The 20,560-nt window shown below is 56.8% G+C and carries 17 protein-coding genes; 7 read left to right on the top strand and 10 right to left on the bottom strand.

Annotation, left to right across the window (positions count from 1 at the left end; genetic code table 11):
- Positions 1-46: 46 nt before the first annotated feature.
- The 3 genes from KOE80_RS03110 to KOE80_RS03100 all read left to right on the top strand — a co-directional run bounded on the left by KOE80_RS03110 (position 47) and on the right by KOE80_RS03100 (position 2,660).
- Positions 47-634 carry a hypothetical protein gene (locus KOE80_RS03110; protein WP_226348338.1) on the top strand — a complete coding sequence of 196 codons (588 nt, stop codon included), beginning with the start codon at positions 47-49 and terminating at the stop codon, positions 632-634.
- A gap of 113 nt (positions 635-747) precedes the next feature.
- Positions 748-1,203, top strand: a complete 456-nt coding sequence (locus tag KOE80_RS03105) for a hypothetical protein (RefSeq protein WP_226348337.1) — start codon at positions 748-750, stop codon at positions 1,201-1,203.
- 161 nt (positions 1,204-1,364) lie between these two features.
- Positions 1,365-2,660 (top strand): aspartate carbamoyltransferase, encoded by a 1,296-nt coding sequence (locus KOE80_RS03100; protein WP_026483408.1) that lies wholly within the window; start codon positions 1,365-1,367, stop codon positions 2,658-2,660.
- Positions 2,661-2,842: 182 nt separating this feature from the next.
- Here the strand turns inward: KOE80_RS03100 and KOE80_RS03095 are convergent, their stop codons facing one another.
- From KOE80_RS03095 to KOE80_RS03075, 5 genes are all read right to left on the bottom strand, one after another.
- Positions 2,843-4,363, bottom strand: a complete 1,521-nt coding sequence (locus KOE80_RS03095) for a CoA-acylating methylmalonate-semialdehyde dehydrogenase (RefSeq protein ID WP_060185191.1) — start codon at positions 4,361-4,363, stop codon at positions 2,843-2,845.
- A 79-nt stretch (positions 4,364-4,442) separates the two neighbouring features.
- Entirely contained in the window at positions 4,443-6,011 is a 1,569-nt protein-coding gene (actP, locus tag KOE80_RS03090; protein WP_009461764.1) for a cation/acetate symporter ActP, read from the bottom strand.
- Positions 6,008-6,325 (bottom strand): DUF485 domain-containing protein, encoded by a 318-nt coding sequence (locus KOE80_RS03085; protein ID WP_026483405.1) that lies wholly within the window; start codon positions 6,323-6,325, stop codon positions 6,008-6,010. Before KOE80_RS03085 ends, actP begins: the two co-directional genes overlap by 4 nt.
- Positions 6,326-6,376: 51 nt before the next feature.
- Positions 6,377-7,171: a crotonase/enoyl-CoA hydratase family protein gene (locus KOE80_RS03080; RefSeq protein ID WP_226348336.1), complete on the bottom strand. Its 795-nt coding sequence runs from the start codon at positions 7,169-7,171 to the stop codon at positions 6,377-6,379.
- A 44-nt stretch (positions 7,172-7,215) separates the two neighbouring features.
- A complete protein-coding gene (locus KOE80_RS03075; RefSeq protein ID WP_226348335.1) occupies positions 7,216-8,823 on the bottom strand; it encodes a long-chain-fatty-acid--CoA ligase in 1,608 nt (535 codons plus the stop codon).
- A gap of 114 nt (positions 8,824-8,937) precedes the next feature.
- On the opposite strand from KOE80_RS03075, the gene KOE80_RS03070 reads away from it, so the two are divergent.
- The gene (locus tag KOE80_RS03070) at positions 8,938-9,990 is read left to right on the top strand and encodes a helix-turn-helix domain-containing protein (protein ID WP_080748095.1); all 1,053 of its coding nucleotides are present in this window, start codon (positions 8,938-8,940) and stop codon (positions 9,988-9,990) included.
- A gap of 36 nt (positions 9,991-10,026) precedes the next feature.
- Here KOE80_RS03070 and KOE80_RS03065 read toward each other — a convergent pair whose 3' ends face one another.
- The 4 genes from KOE80_RS03065 to KOE80_RS03050 form a co-directional block, all read right to left on the bottom strand.
- Complete coding sequence (locus KOE80_RS03065) at positions 10,027-10,923, bottom strand: recombination-associated protein RdgC (RefSeq protein ID WP_009461768.1); 897 nt, start codon at positions 10,921-10,923, stop codon at positions 10,027-10,029.
- 167 nt (positions 10,924-11,090) lie between these two features.
- Complete coding sequence (locus tag KOE80_RS03060) at positions 11,091-12,764, bottom strand: MFS transporter (protein WP_035272847.1); 1,674 nt, start codon at positions 12,762-12,764, stop codon at positions 11,091-11,093.
- 4 nt (positions 12,765-12,768) lie between these two features.
- Positions 12,769-14,226: a sensor histidine kinase gene (locus KOE80_RS03055; protein ID WP_035272846.1), complete on the bottom strand. Its 1,458-nt coding sequence runs from the start codon at positions 14,224-14,226 to the stop codon at positions 12,769-12,771.
- 10 nt (positions 14,227-14,236) lie between these two features.
- Positions 14,237-14,926, bottom strand: a complete 690-nt coding sequence (locus tag KOE80_RS03050) for a response regulator transcription factor (RefSeq protein ID WP_003799515.1) — start codon at positions 14,924-14,926, stop codon at positions 14,237-14,239.
- A gap of 206 nt (positions 14,927-15,132) precedes the next feature.
- Here KOE80_RS03050 and recA point away from each other — a divergent pair, with 206 nt between their 5' ends.
- A complete protein-coding gene (recA, locus tag KOE80_RS03045) occupies positions 15,133-16,215 on the top strand; it encodes a recombinase RecA (RefSeq protein WP_021446515.1) in 1,083 nt (360 codons plus the stop codon).
- A gap of 137 nt (positions 16,216-16,352) precedes the next feature.
- Entirely contained in the window at positions 16,353-16,847 is a 495-nt protein-coding gene (recX, locus tag KOE80_RS03040) for a recombination regulator RecX (RefSeq protein ID WP_226348334.1), read from the top strand.
- A gap of 167 nt (positions 16,848-17,014) precedes the next feature.
- On the opposite strand, the gene KOE80_RS03035 is transcribed toward recX, so the two are convergent.
- Positions 17,015-17,935 (bottom strand): LysR family transcriptional regulator, encoded by a 921-nt coding sequence (locus KOE80_RS03035; RefSeq protein ID WP_026483398.1) that lies wholly within the window; start codon positions 17,933-17,935, stop codon positions 17,015-17,017.
- Between the two features lie 117 nt (positions 17,936-18,052).
- Between KOE80_RS03035 and metE the strand changes: the two genes are divergently transcribed.
- Positions 18,053-20,347: a 5-methyltetrahydropteroyltriglutamate--homocysteine S-methyltransferase gene (gene metE / locus KOE80_RS03030; protein ID WP_226348333.1), complete on the top strand. Its 2,295-nt coding sequence runs from the start codon at positions 18,053-18,055 to the stop codon at positions 20,345-20,347.
- Positions 20,348-20,560 lie beyond the last annotated feature (213 nt).

Here is a 20,560-nt window from a genome sequence, read left to right as displayed (position 1 = left end):
CTGCTATCCTTATTGATTCTTCGTAAAGAGAGGGGGGAACTTCACTATGATGACTTTACGCACACTCGCTCGAATTTTGGCTCCTGTTGGCCTGGTCGCATTGGCCGCTTGTCAAACCGTTCAAGAAAAGCCGAGCGACAAAGCTGGCACCTCCAGCGCCGCAACGCAAACCACTCCCTCCACGCCTGCGACGGGTGCTCAGCAGCCTCAGGCTCAAGCTGGTGCCGAGCAGCAAGCTGCGCCTGTACAGATCTTCCTGGCTGATACTCAGGAACAAGCGGGTTGGGCACGTGTCGACGTGCAACCTAATGGTGTCTTGTTTGTGAATCCGCGTGCCGTGGTGGTGCGTGAGGATCTGGTTGGCGTGCAAGCCGGCACCAACGACAGCAAAGAAGGTTTGCTGGCTTTGGATCTGACTCCAGAGGCTGCTCAGCGTCTGCTGCAAGTTACCACTCAGTTCCCCAAAAAGCGTCTGGCTTTGGTCGTGGGTGACACCATGCTGGCTGCCCCTGCTTACGGTGCGCCCGTTAAAGATGGCCGTCTGATTTTTATGGTCGGTACGGAAGCTAACGCTTTGGCTGCTGCCCGCGCGATTGCCGGTCCACAGGCTACCCAGACCAACGGTAAGAAGTAAGCGCTGCTTGCTCGTCTGAGTGCTGTCCTGGTCCTGGGTTCACCCATGCCCGGCTTTTTGAAAAACGCGGTGGGTGCAAACCCGCCGCTCTTGTTACTAACAGGAAAGTCGGTATGGTGACCCCGCCAGGCAGTCTCGCTTTTTATATTCTTTCTTTTCGGGTTCTGGTCGGCCTGCATGGGGCCGCGCTGCTGTTCGTCATGTTGATGGGCACCGGAGCAATTGGATCCGTTTTCGTCCCCGCTTTTTTGCGTCTGCCCTTGTTCGTTTTTCTGATGGGGCTGGTTTCGGCGTTTCTGGCCTTGTGCTGGAGTCACTGGACCTTGGCGTGGCATAGCTCCAAAGTAGGGCGACGCTGGGCCTGGATACCCGGTTTCTGTTCGGCCTTCTTTCTGGCCTTGAGTCTGGCTCTTTTTGTAATTGGCGTATGGGGTACTTTGGGCCTGGCCGATTTTACCTACCAGCATAGCGAGTGGCTTACCTCCGGCCAGCAAGACTATGACGGTTTTGTCGTTCCCAATAATGACGAAGCCCAGCCCTACACGACGCCTTATCGGCAGCATCCTTAGCTTGCCTTCCACTTGAACGCTACGTTCAGACAGCAGCGATTCCAGCCTGCTGCGTAGAGTGTCGTTGTATTTTCTGCAATAGTCTCAATTCTTGCTCGCTTTTTTATCAGTCGCAGTCTTAAAATGTGCGCATTGCGTATATTTCATAAGCGAGAGCTGATATGGCCGTCTCCCAACAAGTTTTTTTGCGTGATGCAATGCGTCGCCTGAACCTGACTCGTGACGTTTTTGCGGCACGTATTGGGGTGAAGCGTCGTGCACTGGATACCTGGCTGCTGCCTGAAGGCTCTTTGGAGTCGCGGGCCATGCCCGAAGTGGTGCAGCGTTTTGTCACGGAAATCGTGGAAAACGAAGCCTTGCTGAGCAAGTATGCGCAAAGCGCACAGTCCGGTCCTTTGCGTGACCGTATCGCCACCGGCGGCAAGCATCAGCTCTTGTCCGTAGACCAGTTCACCCGCGAAACCGTGGAAGAACTGTGCAGTCTGGCCGACATCATGCAGCCCATCGCTCGCCGTCAAAAAGTGTCGCGCGTGCTGGAAGGGGCGGTGCTGGGTAACCTGTTTTTCGAAGCCTCCACCCGTACTCGCGTCAGCTTCGGCTCGGCCTTCTGCCGCCTGGGTGGTTCGGTGTGCGATACCACTGGCTTTACCTTTTCCTCCATGGCCAAAGGCGAATCCATTTACGACACCAGCCGCGTCATGAGCGGCTATGTGGATGCCATGGTGATTCGTCACCCTGAGCAAGGTTCGGTCGCGGAATTTGCGCGTGCCACCAACATTCCTGTGGTGAACGGTGGTGACGGTGCGGGTGAACACCCCAGCCAGGCGCTGCTGGATTTGTACACTATCAGCACTGAATTTTCCCGTCTGGGCAAATTGCTGGATGGCGCGCATATCGCCCTGGTGGGTGACTTGAAGTATGGCCGTACCGTGCACTCCCTGATCAAGTTGCTGGGCATGTACCGTGGCCTGAAATTCACCCTGATCTCGCCCCCCGGCCTGGAAATGCCCGAGCACATTGTGGAGCAGGTGGCTAAGCAAGGTAAGCACGTCATCGAGCAAACGACTTCCCTGGAAAAAGGTTTGCCCGGTGTGGACGTGATTTACGCCACGCGTGTGCAGAAAGAGCGTTTCGAAGAAGGGCAGGATGGCAGCTTTACCGCGGACTTCCAGGTGAACAAGGCCATCATCGACCGCTGCTGCGGCCCGGATGTCATCGTGATGCACCCGCTGCCACGCGATAGCCGTGAAGGTGCCCACGATTTGAGCGTGGATCTGAACCACGACCCTCGACTGGCCATCTTCCGTCAGGCTGACAATGGTATTCCCGTGCGTATGGCGATTTTTGCTGTGCTGCTGGGTGTGGAAACGCTGGTGCAGCATTCCATGCGCGATGTGACCTGGAATCCTCCTTCGCACATCGGTCCTGATGATGCGGTTTTCCACGGCATGTACTAAGTTGAGCAGGTGTCAGCGCTAAGTACACGCAAGCATTAAAAAAAACCGGGGCTCTGAATTAGAGCCCCGTTTTTTTTGTTCTTGAAACGTGTTTTATAAGCCTGCTGGGTGAGCAGACTTATACCGATATGCCAAGCTGAGCCGTTTTTTGAAAGTGACGATTCAGCCCGGCAAATCTACTTTTACTTGGACGTAGGCATGGCAAATTCCGCACCCTTGGAGATGCTTTCAGGCCAGCGCTGCATGATGGATTTCTGGCGGGTGTAAAAGCGAACGCCTTCTTCACCGTAAGCGTGCATATCGCCAAACAGGCTCTTCTTCCAGCCACCAAAACCGTGCCAGGCCATTGGCACTGGAATTGGCACGTTGATGCCAACCATACCCACGTGGATACGGCGGCCAAATTCACGGGCCACGTTACCGTCGCTGGTAAAGCAAGCTACGCCGTTGCCGAACTGGTGCTTGTTGATCAGTTCAATGGCGCTGGCCAGATCCGGTACGCGTACGCAGCACAGCACAGGGCCGAAAATTTCTTCCTGATACACGCTCATGTCGGGGGTGACGTGATCGAACAGGGTGCCACCCATCCAGAAGCCGTTCTCGCAACCTTCACCGGCTTTGGCGCCGTCAAATTCGCGACCGTCGACCAACAGTTTGGCGCCTTCCTGTACACCTTTGTCGATGCAGCTGCTGATGCGCTCGCGCGCTTGCTGTGTCACGATGGGGCCCATTTCGGCGGCGGCATTGGTGCCATTCAGAATTTTCAGGCTGCGAGTGCGTTCTTCCAGCTTGGGCAGGATGCGCTCGGCAGAGTCACCCACCAGCACGGCTACCGAAATGGCCATGCAACGCTCGCCAGCCGAGCCGTAGGCGGCACCGATCAGGGCGTCCACGGTCAGGTCGATGTCGGCATCCGGCATGACGACCAGATGGTTCTTGGCACCGCCCAGGGCTTGCACGCGTTTGCCGCCGATGGCGCCCATTTCATAAATGCGGTTGGCAATCGGGGTGGAGCCCACGAAGGAGACGGCTTGCACGTCCTGGTGATTGACCAGCGCCTCAACCGCGTCTTTATCACCTTGCACCACGTTGAACACGCCATCGGGCAGACCGGCTTTTTTCAGCAGTTCGGCAATGAACAGGCTGGGGCTGGGGTCGATCGGGCTGGGTTTCAGCACAAAGGTGTTACCCGCGGCGATGGCAACGGGGAACATCCACATGGGCACCATGACAGGAAAGTTGAACGGGGTGATACCGGCCACCACACCCAAGGGCTGGCGCATGGTCCAGTTGTCGATATTGGTGCTGACCTGTTCGGTGAAATCGCCTTTGAGCAGTTGAGGAATGCCGCAAGCAAATTCCACAATTTCAATACCGCGGGTGACTTCGCCCATTGCATCGGACAGAACCTTGCCATGCTCGGCCGTAATCATGGCTGCCAGCTTTTCCTTGTTCTCGTTGAGCAAGGACAAAAAGTTGAACAGCACACGGGCGCGGCGTAGCGGTGGGGTGTCGGCCCAGGCGGGGAAAGCGGCCTGGGCGCTGGCCACAGCGGCGTCAATATCTTGCTGGCTACCCAGTTTGACTTTGGCGCTGACCTGGCCGGTGGCCGGGTTGTACACCGGTTGAGTACGTGTACCGGCGCCAGCCTGCTGGCCACCTCCGATGTAGTGAGCAATTTCGGGGGTGTTTAACTCTGTCATGGTGATGCTCCTGCTGGGATGAATTAAAACAAGGGGCGGTAACCCGGTCGGGCTGGGCTACCGCCAGAGTACCAAGTATCTAGTGAGAGACAGCGGCAATACCGACTGCAGTTTCAGCGCGGACCTGTTGGGCGTCAAAGCCATCCCGGTCTTCGCTGGCGCGGCGGCTGCTGTCCAGTTTCGATACAAAGTAAATCATGAAGAATGCCAAAGGCATGGAAATCAGGGTGGGGAAGTCGTAAGGGAATACGGCTTCGGAAAAGCCCAGAATGCGGACCCAGACGGCTGGCGACAGAATCACCAGGCCCAGGGCCACAAGCAGGCCGCTCAAACCGCCATAAATGGCACCACGAGTGGTCATGCCGCGCCAGTACATGGACATCAGCAAGACCGGGAAGTTGGCCGAGGCGGCAATACTGAAGGCCAGGGCAACCAGGAACGCCACGTTCTGGTCACGGAACAGCAGGCCCAGGAAAATGGCGACAATGCCAATGCCGATCGAAGCCAGACGGTTGACGCGCATGGCTTGCGAGGGTGTGACATCGTCGCGGCGGATGACTTTGGCGTACAGATCATGTGCAACTGCCGAGGCACCGGCCAGGGTCAAACCACTGACCACGGCCAGAATCGTGGCAAAGGATACGGCGGCCAGCAAACCAAACAGCAGGTTGCCACCCAAAGCCGTTGCCAGGTGCATGATGGGCATGTTCGAGCCGCCCAGCACCATGCCGCCTACCTTGCCGTCCACATAGAACTCGGGGTAGTTGGGCAGGATGGCCATGGCAGCCAGACCCAGGAAGCAGATCACCACAAAGAAGACGCCCATCAAACCCGTTGCCACGAAGACCGATTTACGGGCAGCGCGTGCATCAGGCACCGTGAAGAAACGCATCATGATGTGAGGCAGACCGGCAATACCAAACACCAGTGACACGGCCAGAGACAGGCCCGAGAACGGATCAGCCATCAGCTTCCAGGGACCCTTCATGGCCGCGCCAGCCTGGTGATGTTCGGCCGCCGCACTGACCAGGGCGGAAAAGTCGAAGTTGAAGTAGTACAGGGCCAGGCCAGCCATCAAGAAGCCATTACCCATCATCAAGATAGCCTTGATGATTTGTACCCAGGTGGTTGCTACCATGCCACCCACCACGACGTACACCATCATGAGCAAGCCCACGGCCACCACGGCATAGGTGTAGTCGATGCCAAACAGCAGTTGCACCAGTTGTCCTGCGCCGACCATTTGCACGATCAGGTAGAACAGCACCACGGTCAGCGAGCTGATCGCGGTAAAGATGCGAGTGCTGCGTTCATCCAGGCGGTATGAGACGATGTCGCTCAGGGTGTAGCGACCCAGATTGCGCAAACGCTCGGCAATCAGAAACATGATGACCGGCCAGCCCATGAAGGCGCAGACCGCATACAACAGCGAGTCAAAGCCGTTGGTAAAGGCCAGGGACGAAATACCCAGCAAGGTGGCGGCGGACATGTAGTCACCCACAATGGCCAGCCCATTTTGCGTGCCGGTAATGCCACCCCCGGCGGTGTAAAAGTCCGAGCTGGAACGAGTGCGTGACGAGGCCCAGTAAGTAATGCCCAGGGTCACGACCACAAAGGCGGCAAAAATCAGAATCGCTTGTGTATTCATGGGCGCACCTTTGCCAGTACACGTTCGCAAAGCGGATCAAAGCGCGTGTTGGCGACGTGGATGTACACGCCTGTTAATAACCAGGACACAAAAATCAGTCCTACCCCGTACACCATGCCACTGTTGACAGCTCCTCCACTGCCCAGGTCATGGGTTAGAACGCCGGGCCAAAAAATGGCCGTCACGATAAACAGGCCGGTCAGCCCCAGGCAGATGCCGGCGCAGGCAAATGCCAGACGCCGACGCTGCGACTTGAGTTGCTCATATTCCTGTAGTCCGGCTAGTTGCCGGCTTAACTCTTGATGCGACAGCATGGTTTTGTCTCCGTATTGTTGTGATTACTGCCCATGTCCGCCTGGCCGATATTATTTGGTCGGCTTCACTTTATGAGCTTTCTTATTAACAAACTCCCCCAAGCGTTCCTGCACGTCCCGCCCGGTTTGAACTACTGCTGCCATCAAGCCCTCGGCAAAGAGGCCATCGGTGGCAGACATATCGGCAATGCGGCTGATCGAGCTGACAATGGCGTAGTTCGACAAGATGGCATTGCCTGCAATGCGCTGGGCCAGTTCCAGGCTCAGCTCATAGGCTGTTTTGGGGTTGGCTTCGTTGTTGCACACGTAGTGCGCCAGCCCCAGTCGCTCTCCTTCCACGGCATCGAGCACGCGGCCTGTCAGCATCAGTTCGATCATGCGGTTGGGAGAAATGATTTTTGCGGTGCGAACGGTTGCGCCACCGCCGGTGAAGATGCCGCGTGTGCCTTCAGGCAGGGCAAAGAAGGTGCTGCTGTCGGCCACGCGAATGTGCGCTGCGCTAGCCAGTTCCAGGCCCCCACCCACGACCGCGCCTTGCAGGCAGGCAATGACGGGGATGCCGCCGTGTTCGATCTTGTCAAAAGCACGGTGCCAGCTTTGGCAGACGCGCAGAAAATCCACGGCGCCGCGTTCCTTGTCATGGTGTTCTTTCAGATCCAGGCCCGCGCAGAAATGGTCGCCTTCTGCCTTCATCAGAATGACCCGGATGTGCTCGGGAATATTGGAGAAGTACGCATCAATTTCAGCAATGGCATCTTCATCCAGGGCGTTGCGCTTGTGCGCCTTGTTCAGCGTGACAATTCCGATGTTGTCCAACTCGGTGGTGCGCAGGAAAGGGGCGGCCATAAAAAACTCCTTGTGTTACATAAATGCGAGGGCAGTGGTGCAAATCAGCTGGGGTCGGCTTGATCCGCCAGCATTTTGCGCAGTGCCATTTTTTGAATCTTTCCAGTTGCCGTCATCGGCATCTGGTCGATGAAAATTACTTTGTCGGGTACGGACCAGCGGGTGACGCGATCCTGATAGCGCTCCAGCATGTGGGCCTCATCCAGCTCAGCGCCTTCGCGTGGCACTACGAACAGCACGGGGCGTTCGCCCCATTTGTCGTCGGCCTGGGCGATGCAGGCAGCCAGCTCAACCAAAGGCTCTTCCATGGCGATGTTCTCGATCTCGATCGAGGAGATCCATTCGCCACCGGACTTGATCACATCCTTGCTGCGGTCAGTAATGTAGACGTAGCCATCGGCGTCGATGGAGCCCACGTCGCCTGTGCGGAACCAGCCGTTTTCACTGGCCAGATCGGGTTTGCCGTAATAGCGGTCCATGATCCAGTTGCCCTGGATCAGCAGGTGGCCGCTGCTCTTGCCGTCGCGTGGCAAGGTGTTGCCTTCGTCGTCAACAGTTTTCAGGCGTGCGCCGAACAGGGCACGGCCTTGCGAGGCCAGCACGTGCTGCTTCTGGGCTTCGGGCAGATCGCTGTGTTTGGGCAGCAATTGGCACACCGTGCCCAGCGGCGAGGTTTCAGTCATGCCCCAGGCGTGGCGCACGGTAATGCCGTAGCCCGCCCAGGCGGCAATCATATTGGGTGGGCAAGCGGAACCGCCGATCAGGATGCGGCTCAGGGTGGTGAACTGCTTGCCATTGGCTTTGGCATAGTCCAGCACGGTTTTCCAGATGGTGGGTACACCGGCGGACAAGGTGACGCCAGCGCGTTCGCATAGGGAGTAAATGCGCTCTCCCTGCAAATTTGCACCGGGCAGAACAATTTTGGCTCCGGACATCAGGCCGGAGTAAGGCAGGCCCCAGGCATTGACGTGAAACATGGGGACCAAAGGCATGACGGCGTCAGCGCTGGCAATGCACAGTGCGTTCGGGTGGGCCGAGGCGTAGGCATGCAAGAGGGTGGAGCGATGGGTGTACAGGGCACCTTTGGGATCGCCCGTGGTGCCGGAGGTGTAGCACAGGCCGCTGGCGGTATTTTCATCAAACACAGGCCACTCAAAGCCCGTGCTGTCATTGCCCAGCCAGCTTTTGTATTCATCGGCCAAGGGGCCCTGAGCCTGGCTGCCCATGCGTACCCACTGCTTGACGGTGGGGCATTGGCCGCGCAGATAGCTGACCATTTCTTCAAAATGTTCGTCGTAGAACATCACCGTGTCTTGAGCATCATTGATGATGAAGGCAATTTGCTCGCGCGTCAGACGCGGGTTCACGGTGTGACAGATCAGACCGATGCCCGAGGTGGCGTAGTAAATTTCCAGATGGCGGTAGGTGTTCCATGCCAAAGTTGCCACGCGCTCGCCGGGCTGCAGGCCTTCGCGGCGCAGTCCCAAGGCCAGATCCTGAACCCGGTGGGCAAATTCAAGATAGCTGTAGCGATGAAGCTCGCCATTATCCAAAGCGGTAACAATCTCCTGCTCAGGGTTATTCTCTACGGCGTGGGTGAGAATTGAACTGATGAGCAAGGGCATATGCATCATATTTCCAGTGCCTAACATGGTGATGTCTCCTTGTATTATGTGTGTCAGCATAGGATGGTTTAGCACCTTACCCAATAGCGAATACTGACGTCGAATATGCAAAAAGTGACAATCTTTGAGAGGTCATAGGAAATGAATGCTTTGCCCGGCACGCTCCCGGTGCCCGTTGATGCAGCCCATACCGCCACCGTGGCGCTGGATCTGGTTCAGGACTGGTTTCACAGCCTGCGCACCAGCTACTCCGAAGAGGTGCTGGATCACTGCCTGAAGCAGTCGGGCATCGTGAAAGACTTTATTGATCGGCCCGGCGCTCGTTTGACGCGGGATCAACTGGTGCGCCTGTATCAGGAAAGCGCCAGGAAAACGGGCGATGAGATGATGGGGTTCTGGACTCGGCCGATACGGGCCGGGGCCTTGAAATACATTGTGCGCACCGTGCGGGATGCGCCATCCATCAATGTGGCCTTGTACCGTTTCACCCAGTTCTGGAATCTGCTGCTGGATGATTTCAGCCTGAATCTGATACGCACGGATAAAGAGTTGGGCATTGAGCTGGTGCCGCGCTATCCCACCGCCTATGTGCATCGTTTCGGCCATGCACTGATGCTGAAGCTGACGCACGGAATTGTGTCCTGGCTGATGGGGCGCGAGGTGCCGGTGCAGCAAGTGGCCTTTGCATTTCCCAGACCGGCTTTTGCGGCGGACTATTCGGTGCTGTTTCCCGCTTCAGTCAGTTTTGATGCGCCGTGCTCGCATATCTTGTTCGGCGTGGAGTTGGGGCAGGTACGGCCACAACGCACTCAGGTTGAGGCCAGAGCCTTTCTGGAGCGTGCGCCGCGTGACTGGATTTTTACTTCCTATCACGAGCATGCCTTGCGCCTGAAAGTACGGGAAATCTTGCATACCGATCTGGGCTACACCTTGCAGGATGTGTCCGGCAAATTGCATATGTCGGCGCGCACGCTGATACGCAGGCTGCAAGAAGAAGGCCTGTCGTTTCAGGGGATCAAGGATGAGCTGCGCCGAGATTTGGCGATTTTCAAATTGCTGCGCAAAGATATGTCGCTGGCTGAAATTGCTTACGCCTTGAAGTTCAGTTCGCCAGCGACATTTCACCGGGCTTTCCGCCATTGGACGGGCATGACGCCCGGTGTGTATCGCGCCGCCCAGCAGGAACTGGCCTGAAGGGCGGTTCAGCCAAGCAGGCTGTGTGGTCCGGGCTTACTTGCGTTCGCCGCCCAGGACTTCGACCAGATCGCTGATCATCTTGGCCAGCTCGGAGGTCATCAAGGTCATGTCAGCGTCAAAGATTTCGTCATCGTTGACGGCCGTCACATCTTGTTTTTCAGTCAGGATGTCCAGCGGGGCCACGCGTTTGACGTCCAGCGCATCGGTCAGCACAAAGCTGATGCGATCTGCCCAGGTCATGGCCAAACGGGTGCATTGCTTGCCGGCTTCAACGTGCTTGCGCACTTCGTCAATGTCGGCGCTTTGCTTCACGTAGCGTACGGCAGCACCGCTATCGCCGGTGGAGCGCAGTTCGGTGTCCTGGTCCACAGTAAAGTTGGCCAGTTGCTCTTCGTCCACCAGCCAGGAGGTCATGGCGGCACCGGGTGATTGCTCGGTATACAGAGGCTGCACGGGGAAAGGTTCCACGCTCTTGGCCAGCAGGCCCAGAACTTCGTCGCTCTTGGCGGTAGCCGCGGCATCAATAGCCAGCCAGTGGTTGCGGGTATCCAGCCAGACGCGGGTGTCGCGCGAGACGGCGAAGGCACGAGGCATCAAGTCCACAATGACTTGTTCCTTGATTTCCTTCATTTGCTTGCGGCCAGGTTTGTAGCCTTGCTGCTCTTCGATATCACGAGCCTTTTCACGAGCGACTTGGTTGATCACTGTGGTGGGTAGCAGCTTCTTTTCGGCGCGCAGAGCGATCAGGTACTGACCGTTAACTTCGTGCACCAGAGCACTGTTCTCGCGTGGGCTGACCCAGCCCAGGCTTAGCGGTTCCTGGCTGGAACCAGGGGTGAAGCTGTGTTTGGAAAGAGCTTCTTCCAGCTCTTCGGCGGAACATACCCAGTCGGGGGAGAGGCGATAGATGCGTAGATTCTTAAACCACATGGATACGAAGATAAATAAACAGAAGAAAAAGGGCGGGCGTAAAGCCCGAGGCAATGTTCGATTGTACGCGCAGATCTTCCTGTGTCGCCCCGCCATTTACGGACCCTTGCATTTGCTTGACAGAGCGCGGGAAATGGCCGGTGCAACGCGTTTTTTGCCTGGACTGGCTAACGATTGATGTCGTTATGGCGGGTTTCCCGCACAAAGGGCGCACCAATCGCAACCGTCACCAGACAGATCAGAATCGGGTACCACAAACCATCGTAAATATTGCCAGTGACGGCAATCATGGCAAAGGACAGGGTGGGCAAAAAGCCCCCGAACCAGCCATTGCCAATGTGATAGGGCAGGCTCATGGAGGTGTAGCGGATGCGGATCGGGAACATCTCCACCAGCATGGCCGCAATGGGGCCGTAGACCGCGGTTACCAGCCCCACCAGATAGGTCAGCAGGACCACCAGCATTACTTTATTGATCTGCTCCGGGTCTGCGCCGTCCGGGTAGCCGTACTGGCGCATGGTCTGAGTCAGCTCATTGCGCAGCTCTTGCGAGTGACGAGCAAAATCGGCGCGGCTCAGATGTCCGCCTTCAAAACCATCGATCACATGATCGCCAATGCGTACCTGGGCCACCTGACCGGGCGAACCCTTGACGTTGTTGTAGCTGACCGCGTGGCTGGCCATGTAGGACTTCACGATATCGCAAGAGCTGGTGAAGGTGTGGCTGCCCACCGGATTGAACTGGAAGGAACAACTGGCCGGGTCGGTAATGACAGTGACGGGCGCGTTGCGCTGCGCCTGGACCAAAGCAGGGTTGGCAAAATAGGCCAGGCCCTGGAAGACCGGGTAGTAGGTCAGGGCGGCCAGCAAACAGCCCGTCAGGATGATGGGCTTGCGCCCGATTTGATCCGACAGCCAGCCAAAAAAGATAAATAGCGGGGTGGCCAGTAGCAGGGAAATTACCATCAAGGTTTGCGCCAAGGTGGCATGCAAACCCAGCATTTGGGTAATGAAGAACAAGGCGTAGAACTGCCCCGTGTACCAGACCACGCCTTGGCCGGCCGTCAGGCCGAACAGCGCCAGCAAGGCGATGCGCAGATTCGCCCAGCGCCCGAAGGATTCGGTAATGGGAGAGGTTGACAGCGTGCCTTCTTCCTTGATGTGCTGGAAGGCAGGTGACTCTTTCAGGTTCATCCGTATCCAGACGGAAATCGCCAGCAGCAGCACGGAAATCAGAAAGGGAATGCGCCACCCCCAAACCACAAATGCTTCTTCCCCGACCAGACTGCGTATGCCCATGATGACCAGCAGGGACAGCAGCAAACCCACAGATGCCGTGGTCTGAATCCAGCTGGTGTAAAAACCGCGACGGTGCTGGGGCGCGTACTCAGCCACATAGGTGGCGGCACCGCCGTATTCGCCACCCATGGCCAGGCCTTGCAGCAGACGCAGGACGATCAGCATGATGGGGGCGGCAATCCCGATGGCTTCATAACTGGGTAGTACGCCGACCAAAAAGGTGGACAGGCCCATCAGCAGGATGGTGATCAGGAAGGTGTACTTGCGGCCCACGCGGTCGCCAATACGACCAAAGAGCAAGGCTCCAAAGGGGCGTACGGCAAAACCGGCGGCAAAGGCCAACAAGGCAAAGATAAAGCCGGCTGTCGGGTTAACAGCGGAAAAGAAGTGTTGCGCCAGAATGGCGGCCATGGAGCCGTACAGGTAGAAGTCGTACCACTCGAACATGGTGCCCAGGGCGGAGGCAAAAATAACTTTGCGGCCTTGGGTGTCCAGCTTGTTCTTGGCTTTCGGGAAGGTTGCACTGGTGATTGTCTGGGGCATGTGCTCAGGCTCTCCAAGGCAAAGACAGTGGGAAACTGACGCGCAAGCGCAGGCCGCTTTCCTGGCCCCCAGTCAGTGGCATGAAGTCGATGGAGGCGCCGTGAATGTCGGCAATCTCCCGCACAATGGCCAGCCCCAGGCCACTACCGTCTGCCTGGTTGCCCATGATGCGATAAAAACGATCAAAAATTCGTGCTTTATGTTCCGTGGGAATGCCGGGGCCGTTGTCCTCGATTTCCAACCAGCCCTTGCCCTGAGTCTGGCCGGTACGCATGGTGATCCAGCCGCCAGCAGGGGTGTAGATCAGGGCGTTATCCAGCAAATTGTTGATCAGCTCATCGAGCAGGACCGGATCCGCTTGCAAGAGGATGGCCTTGGCCGTGTTTTCCAGCCCCAGATCCAGCCCCAGTTTCAAGGCATCGGGCACACGCTGGCCTACATGCAATTCAGTCAGGGTATTCAGGTCCAGGGTTTGCTTGGTAGGGGCGTACAGGGCATCGCTGCTTTCGGCACGGGCCAAGGCCAACATTTGGGTGACCAGGCGCGTGGCCCGGTCGGTGCCGCGTACCAGTTGTTGCAAGCTGGCTTCGGTCTGCCTGGGGTCGCGCTCGCGCAGGGCCAGTTCGGCTTGGGTGCGTATCCCCGCCAGCGGCGTTTTCAACTGGTGGGCCGCATTGGCCACAAACTGCCTTTGAGTGGCTGAAAATTGTGCCTGCTGGGCCAGGAGTCCATTCATGGCATCAATCAGCGGCACAATTTCGGCAGGTGCCTGCTCTTGATCTACCGGCGATAAATCACCGGGCGCACGAGCACGCAAGCGCGCTTGCAGCAGGTTCAGCGGCTCCAGGCCATGTGTCAGCCCCAGGCCCGCCAGCATGGCCGCCAACGGTACCAGAATGAATTGCGGTGTCAGCATCCCGATCAGAATTTCTCTGTGTAGCACCGCTCTATGTTCATTGGTTTCGGCAGCAACCGCCAGAAAGGGCGTGTCGTTTTTGTCCTTGCCCCCCCAGACATAGGCCAGCCGCAGGCTTTGATCATCCAGAATAACGTCCCGGTAGCGCAGTAGGTCGGTGTCATATCCCCAACTGTCGGGAACCGGCAAATTCGCGTTGCCAGCCAGTGGCTCGCCATTGGCATCGCGGATTTGCCATAGCGTAGGGGTCGGGCTTTCCTGACGCAAAATTGTCTGTGCCCCGTGCGATAAATGGATGGGCTGGCTCAGATCCTGATGGCTGATTTCCACCCGCAACAAGTCCAGGTGATCGCGCAAGGTGCGGTCGTAGGGGGAGTTCGCAATGTGCTGGGCGATGAAGTAGGTAATGACAATGCCTACCGTCCACAGCAGAAACAAAGGCCCGAAAATCCAGATCATGATCTTGTGGATGAGCGGGCGCGGTGCGACACGCTTGCTTTTGGCAGGCGCAGCCGTGTTGTGGGATGGGGGCGTAGCGTGCTGCATGGACGATCCTTTAGGCTGGAGCGTCTTCTCGCAGTTTTTCCGGTTCCAGACAGTATCCCAGACCACGCACGGTCAGGATGCGTACGCCGCTAGGCTCCAGTTTTTTGCGCAGGCGGTGGATATAGACCTCGATGGCGTTAGGGGTGACTTCCTCACCCCACTCACAGAGCAGATCCACAAACTGGTTCTTGCTGATCATGCGACCGCTGCGCGACAGGAAAATCTCCAGCAAGCTGGTTTCACGCGCCGACAGCTCCAGGGGCTGATTGTCTATATAAGCCATGCGACCTTTCAGGTCGAAGCTGAGCCGTTTGTGATGCAGCAAGGCGCTGCTGGTGCCGGTACTGCGACGCGTCAGGGCGCGTACACGGGCTTCCAGCTCGGTCAGGGCAAAGGGTTTGGACATATAGTCGTCCGCGCCCAGGTCCAGACCGCGCACGCGCTGTTCTACGGTGTCGCTGGCTGTCAGAATCAGTACGGGGAGGGTGTCCTGACGCTGTCGGATAGACTGCAGCACCGACAGGCCGGGCTTTTTGGGCAGGTCCAGATCCAGGATCAGAAGGTCAAAGCTTTGCAGCTGCAAGGCCGAGTCGGCGCTATCGCCATCGTGCACGACATCAACCGCATAGCCTTCGTAGCGTAAGGAGCGAGAAAGTCCATCCGCGAGAATACTGTCGTCTTCAGCTATGAGTATGCGCATGACCCTACACAAACAGATGATTGAATGGCTGTTCGGCATTGTTGCACAAGGCTGTAAGGCTGGTCAGTAGGGGATAACGATGGCGGCTAGTTAATTTATTTGAATATCTGTGTATATATACAGTATAATTTGATGCAATAATTAGGTTTGATTTTTAATTGCCGTGCCCGTCCGTTGGGGCGCCATTCCACAGTCAAGGATTTTTCATGGACGATAAAAACAGCAAAGCAGTGGCCTCGGAACGTTCCAAAGCGCTGGCCGCCGCTCTGTCGCAAATCGAAAAGCAGTTCGGCAAGGGCTCGATCATGCGTTATGGCGACGACAACGTCGAGCATGACATCCAGGTGGTCTCTACGGGTTCCTTGGGTCTGGACATTGCTTTGGGCGTCGGTGGCTTGCCACGTGGTCGCGTTATTGAAATTTACGGCCCGGAATCTTCGGGTAAAACCACGCTGACCCTGCAAGTGATTGCAGAGATGCAAAAGCTCAAAGGCACATGTGCCTTTATTGACGCCGAACACGCGCTGGACGTGCAATACGCTCAAAAACTGGGCGTGAACCTGGGCGATCTGTTGATCTCCCAGCCTGATACCGGCGAGCAGGCTCTGGAAATTACCGAAGCTCTGGTGCGTTCGGGTTCGGTAGACCTGATCGTTATCGACTCGGTGGCCGCCTTGACTCCCAAGGCTGAAATCGAAGGCGATATGGGCGATTCCTTGCCTGGTCTGCAGGCCCGTCTGATGAGCCAGGCCCTGCGTAAATTGACGGCTACCATCAAACGCGCTAACTGCATGGTCATCTTCATTAACCAGATCCGTATGAAGATTGGCGTCATGTTCGGCAACCCTGAAACCACCACGGGTGGTAACGCGCTGAAGTTTTATTCCTCCGTGCGTCTGGATATTCGCCGTATCGGTTCCATCAAGCGTGGCGACGAAATGGTGGGTAACGAGACCCGCGTTAAAGTGGTCAAGAACAAGGTTGCGCCTCCTTTCAAGCAAACCGAATTCGACATCATGTATGGCAGCGGTATTTCCCGTGAAGGCGAGATTATCGATCTAGGCGTACAAACTGGCGTGGTCGACAAGGCAGGTGCCTGGTATAGCTACGACGGCAACCGCATTGGTCAGGGTAAGGACAATGTGCGCGAATTCCTGAAAGAGCGCCCCGAGTTGGCCCGCGAAATCGAAAACAAAGTGCGTGAAAAGCTGGGCGTTGCCCTGATGAGCGCTGCTGTCAGCCGTCCAGCCGCTGCTCCTGTGGTTGATCCGGCCGAGGGAGAAGTCTGATTTTTCCCCCAGAGTTCGATGACGAACCCTTTGAGACAGACCCGGAGGAAATCCGGGAACGTAAACAAGCTCAAAGGGAGCGCGTTGCTGCGCTTTCTGCCCGGCCCACTCGGGCGGGCAGAAACGTAGAAGATAGCTTGGGCGACAATGCTCCCGCTGCGGAAAAGAAAGCCCCGTCCAAACGGCCGGGGCTGTCTCTTAAAGCCAGAGCGTTGAATTTTTTATCCCGACGCGAATACTCGCGCTTGGAGTTGGGCCGCCGTCTGGCACCCCATGCAGAAACCGCTGAAGAAGTGGAAGCCTTGCTCGACGCCCTGGTCGAACAGAAATGGCTGTCCAACGAGCGCTTCGCACATAGTGTCGTCAATCGCCGTGCCTCGCGTGTGGGCACCCGAGTCATTCTGCAAGAACTGCGCCAGCATGGCGTGGATGTGGAACAGACCGAAATTATCAAAGAAGAATTGATGGCGACCGAGCTGGAACGGGCCAAGCAAGTATGGGGCAAGAAATTCAGTGCGCCGCCCGATGACCCCCGCAGTTATGCCAAGCAATATCGCTTCATGGCCAGCCGAGGCTTCTCGGGCCGTATCTTGCAGCAGATTCTGGGTGATTGGGAAGACGATCCGGCTTGAATAAGCTATCTGCAATGCTTCGTTTTGCTGTGTTTCTTGCTTGTCTGCTGCCGCTATCAAAAAACGTGGTCTCTCTCGTTCAAGGTGGCATGAGCCCGCCCGCCTGTACTTTTCCTCTATCTATATAGTGCTTGCAACAGAGTTTTGCCATGCCATTGCTAAATGGCTCAAGACTGCGCCGCCACGATTCCTTGCAGGCTTTTGAAGCAGGTCTCTCGTGCCTGTGCCAAAAAGGCCTGCACATAGTCCGCTTGTAAATCCTCACTACGTACCGTGGCGTATAGCGTGCGCCAGATACCGTGCTCTCCCAAACGGCAAGTGCGAATCGAGGCCGGGTTCAAGAACTCCGTCAAGGCCCAGTTTGGCAGCGCCGTCACACCGCGCTGGCTGGCAACCAGTTGCACGATCATGGGCGTTAGCTCGGCCTGCCGAATAGCAGCGGGCTCTACATCGGCTGGCGTCAGGAACTGCGTAAAAATATCCAGACGATTGCGTTCTACCGGGTAGGTAATCAGAACCTGATCGGTCAATTGGAAAGGTTCTACATAGCGGTACTGCGACAAGGGGTGCTGGTTGGAGACAGCCAGCACCAGCTCGTAGCGGAACAGGGGTTCGTAATGGACAGCCGGATTGTCCTGCGGGTCCGAGGTGATCACCACATCCAGATCCCCGCGCATCAAGGCGGGCAAGGGCGCAAAGGAAAAAGCCGCGCTCAAGTCCAGCGTGACGTCAGGCCATTGCTGCCTGAATGCGTCCAGTGCTGGCATCAGCCATTGAAAGCAGGAGTGGCAATCAATGGCCACATGCAGGCGTCCCGTGCGTCCCGCGGCCAGTCTTTGCAAATCGCGCTCGGTGGCGCGTACACGCGGCAGGATGTCATCGGCCAGCGTCAGGATACGCAGGGCAGCGGTGGTCAGGCGGGCAGGGCGGGTGCGGCGGTTCAGCAATTGCACTTGAAGCCGCACTTCCAGGTCGCGGAGCTGGTGCGAGAGGGCGGACTGCGTAACATGCAGGCGCTCGGCGGCTTCTTGCAAGCTGCCGCTGTCGCGGATGGCGCTCAGGGTTTCGAGATGGCGGATTTCAAGCATGTTGAGGAAAACTCATGATTAGCATGGTGTATTTGATTTTTTTTCAAATAAGTATACAGGCACAATAGATTTCAAGCGCCTGATACAGGCCTTTTATTTCTAATTTATGGGCTTACTATGACTATTATTCATAATCTGGGTTTTCCTCGCATGGGCGCGCAGCGCGAATTGAAGCGCTCTTTGGAAGCCTATTGGGCCGGTCAGGTAAGCCAGCAAGAGCTTTTGGAAACAGGCAAAGCCTTGCGCGCCCAGCATTGGGGTTTGCAAGGCAAGGCTGGGCTGGATACGGTGCCTGTGGGCGATTTTGCCTGGTATGACCAGATTCTGGAGTGGAGCACCTTGCTGGGAGCGGTTCCCGCCCGTTTCGGCCAGGCTGAAAATGCACCCGTGTCATTGGATACCTTGTTTCGCATGGCGCGTGGCCGTGCGCCCAGCGGCACCCCTGCCGCTGCTTGTGAAATGACCAAGTGGTTCGATACAAACTACCACTACATCGTGCCCGAATTCACACCAGGTCAAAGCTTCCGGATTGCCCGTGAATTCTTGTTTGAGCAGATTGAAGAGGCCAAGGCTCTGGGGCACAAGGTCAAGCCCGTGATTCCCGGACCCTTGACCTGGTTGTGGCTGGGCAAGGGCGATGCCTATGAGGGCTTGGCAGATGCGGGCAAGCTGGCCTTGCTAGATACGTTGCTGCCTGTGTATGAACAAGTGCTGGCCCGTTTCAAAGTTCAGGGTGTGGAATGGGTACAGATTGACGAACCTGTTCTGGTTCTGGATTTGCCTCAAGCGTGGCAAGACGCCTTCCGTCGCGTCTATCAAGGTCTGAATCAATCCGGCTTGAAGCTGCTGCTGGCGACTTATTTTGATGATCTGCATGAGAACGTCGCGGTATTGAAGGATTTGCCTGTGGCGGGTGTGCATGTGGATGCGGTGCGTGCTCCGGCTGCTTTGCAGGCCGTACAAGCGGTATTGGGGCAAGACCAGGTGCTGTCTGCCGGTGTGATTTCGGGTCGGGATATTTGGCGCACCGATCTGCAAAAAACGGTTCAAGCCTTGAAGCCCTTGAAAGCGGCTTTGGGCGAGCGCCTGTGGATTGCGCCATCCTGCTCGCTGCTGCATGTCCCTGTGGATGTGCAAAGTGAAACCGGCCTGGACGCTGAATTGAAGAGCTGGCTGTCCTTTGCGGTGCAAAAACTGGATGAGCTGAAACTGTTGCAAGGATTGCTGGATGGCACTTTGGACGAAGCGGGTCAGCAAGCGGTTCAAGCTCAGCAAGCTGCTTTGCAAACGCGCCGTGAGTCCAAGCGCACGCATAATCCTGCTGTACAAGCCCAGATGGCCAAGATTGACCAGCTCAAGCGTCAACGTACGCCCTTCGCGCAGCGTATCCAGGCCCAGCGCAACAAGCTGAAGTTACCCGCCTATCCCACCACCACGATTGGTTCGTTTCCTCAGACCACGGAAATTCGTACTGCTCGCCGCGACTGGCGTGGGGGAGCCCTGAGTGATGCGGCTTATGAAAAAGCGATGCAGGCAGAAATCGAGCAAGTTATTCGTTTTCAGGAGCGGATCGGTCTGGACGTGCTGGTGCATGGCGAGGCCGAGCGCAACGATATGGTGGAATACTTTGGTGAACTGCTGGGTGGTTTCGCCTTTACACAAAACGGTTGGGTACAAAGCTACGGGTCGCGTTGCGTAAAGCCGCCTATTATCTTTGGGGATGTGCTGCGCATCACGCCAATGAGTGTGGCCTGGTCCTCCTACGCCCAATCACTGACTGATCGGCCCGTCAAAGGCATGTTGACGGGGCCAGTGACGATGTTGCAGTGGTCTTTTGTTCGTGACGACCAGCCCCGTGCCGATACTTGCCGCCAGCTGGCTTTGGCCTTGCGGGATGAAGTTTCCGATCTGGAACAGGCTGGCATTCGTGTCATCCAGCTGGATGAACCCGCTTTCCGCGAAGGCTTGCCGCTCCGTCAGGGCGATTGGCAGGCCTACCTGGATTGGGCGGTGGATTGCTTTCGCCTGTCCACCAGCGCGGTGTCCGATGAAACCCAGATTCACACGCATATGTGCTACTCGGAGTTCAACGACATCATGCAGTCCATTGCCGATATGGACGCGGATGTGATCACGATTGAAACCTCGCGCTCCAATATGCTCTTGCTGGATGCTTTCGAGAGTTTTGAGTATCCCAATCATATTGGCCCTGGCGTTTATGACATTCACTCGCCCAATGTGCCTGATAAGGATTGGATGGTGCGCTTGATGGGGGAGGCGGCCAAGCGCTTGCCCGCCGACCGTTTGTGGGTGAATCCCGACTGTGGTTTGAAAACGCGGGCTTGGTCTGAAACTGAGGCTGCCTTGCTGGCCATGGTGGATGCGGCCAAAGCATTGCGGGCGTTAGCCTGATTTGGTGCAGGCTTAAAATAAGCCGCTTGAATAGATTGACAGGGCAGGGCGCTTTTCGTCCTGCCACCCGATTTCCCAGGCCGGATGAAAACGACCGCCCGTCAGGTGGTCGTTTTTTTCATGCAAATTTGGTATACCGTAGGATCGACACCGCGTAGATCCTGTGTTTGGCCCGCTTGGGATGCGCTTACAGATTATGTAAGTGGCTGATAC

This window comes from Alcaligenes sp. 13f (assembly GCF_020496585.1).
Classification (GTDB): Bacteria; Pseudomonadota; Gammaproteobacteria; order Burkholderiales; family Burkholderiaceae_B; genus Alcaligenes; species Alcaligenes phenolicus.
Note: the sequence above shows the minus strand (reverse complement) of the source record. Positions and strands in the feature narration are given on the sequence as shown.

What these genes read in the sequence shown, in the direction of transcription:
- KOE80_RS03110 (WP_226348338.1), top strand. Translation starts at nt 47, where the DNA reads ATGATGACTTTACGCACACTCGCTCGAATTTTGGCTCCTGTTGGCCTG.
- KOE80_RS03105 (WP_226348337.1), top strand. Translation starts at nt 748, where the DNA reads ATGGTGACCCCGCCAGGCAGTCTCGCTTTTTATATTCTTTCTTTTCGG.
- KOE80_RS03100 (WP_026483408.1), top strand. Translation starts at nt 1,365, where the DNA reads ATGGCCGTCTCCCAACAAGTTTTTTTGCGTGATGCAATGCGTCGCCTG.
- KOE80_RS03095 (WP_060185191.1), bottom strand. Translation starts at nt 4,363, where the DNA reads ATGACAGAGTTAAACACCCCCGAAATTGCTCACTACATCGGAGGTGGC.
- actP (WP_009461764.1), bottom strand. Translation starts at nt 6,011, where the DNA reads ATGAATACACAAGCGATTCTGATTTTTGCCGCCTTTGTGGTCGTGACC.
- KOE80_RS03085 (WP_026483405.1), bottom strand. Translation starts at nt 6,325, where the DNA reads ATGCTGTCGCATCAAGAGTTAAGCCGGCAACTAGCCGGACTACAGGAA.
- KOE80_RS03080 (WP_226348336.1), bottom strand. Translation starts at nt 7,171, where the DNA reads ATGGCCGCCCCTTTCCTGCGCACCACCGAGTTGGACAACATCGGAATT.
- KOE80_RS03075 (WP_226348335.1), bottom strand. Translation starts at nt 8,823, where the DNA reads ATGTTAGGCACTGGAAATATGATGCATATGCCCTTGCTCATCAGTTCA.
- KOE80_RS03070 (WP_080748095.1), top strand. Translation starts at nt 8,938, where the DNA reads ATGAATGCTTTGCCCGGCACGCTCCCGGTGCCCGTTGATGCAGCCCAT.
- KOE80_RS03065 (WP_009461768.1), bottom strand. Translation starts at nt 10,923, where the DNA reads ATGTGGTTTAAGAATCTACGCATCTATCGCCTCTCCCCCGACTGGGTA.
- KOE80_RS03060 (WP_035272847.1), bottom strand. Translation starts at nt 12,764, where the DNA reads ATGCCCCAGACAATCACCAGTGCAACCTTCCCGAAAGCCAAGAACAAG.
- KOE80_RS03055 (WP_035272846.1), bottom strand. Translation starts at nt 14,226, where the DNA reads ATGCAGCACGCTACGCCCCCATCCCACAACACGGCTGCGCCTGCCAAA.
- KOE80_RS03050 (WP_003799515.1), bottom strand. Translation starts at nt 14,926, where the DNA reads ATGCGCATACTCATAGCTGAAGACGACAGTATTCTCGCGGATGGACTT.
- recA (WP_021446515.1), top strand. Translation starts at nt 15,133, where the DNA reads ATGGACGATAAAAACAGCAAAGCAGTGGCCTCGGAACGTTCCAAAGCG.
- KOE80_RS03035 (WP_026483398.1), bottom strand. Translation starts at nt 17,935, where the DNA reads ATGCTTGAAATCCGCCATCTCGAAACCCTGAGCGCCATCCGCGACAGC.
- metE (WP_226348333.1), top strand. Translation starts at nt 18,053, where the DNA reads ATGACTATTATTCATAATCTGGGTTTTCCTCGCATGGGCGCGCAGCGC.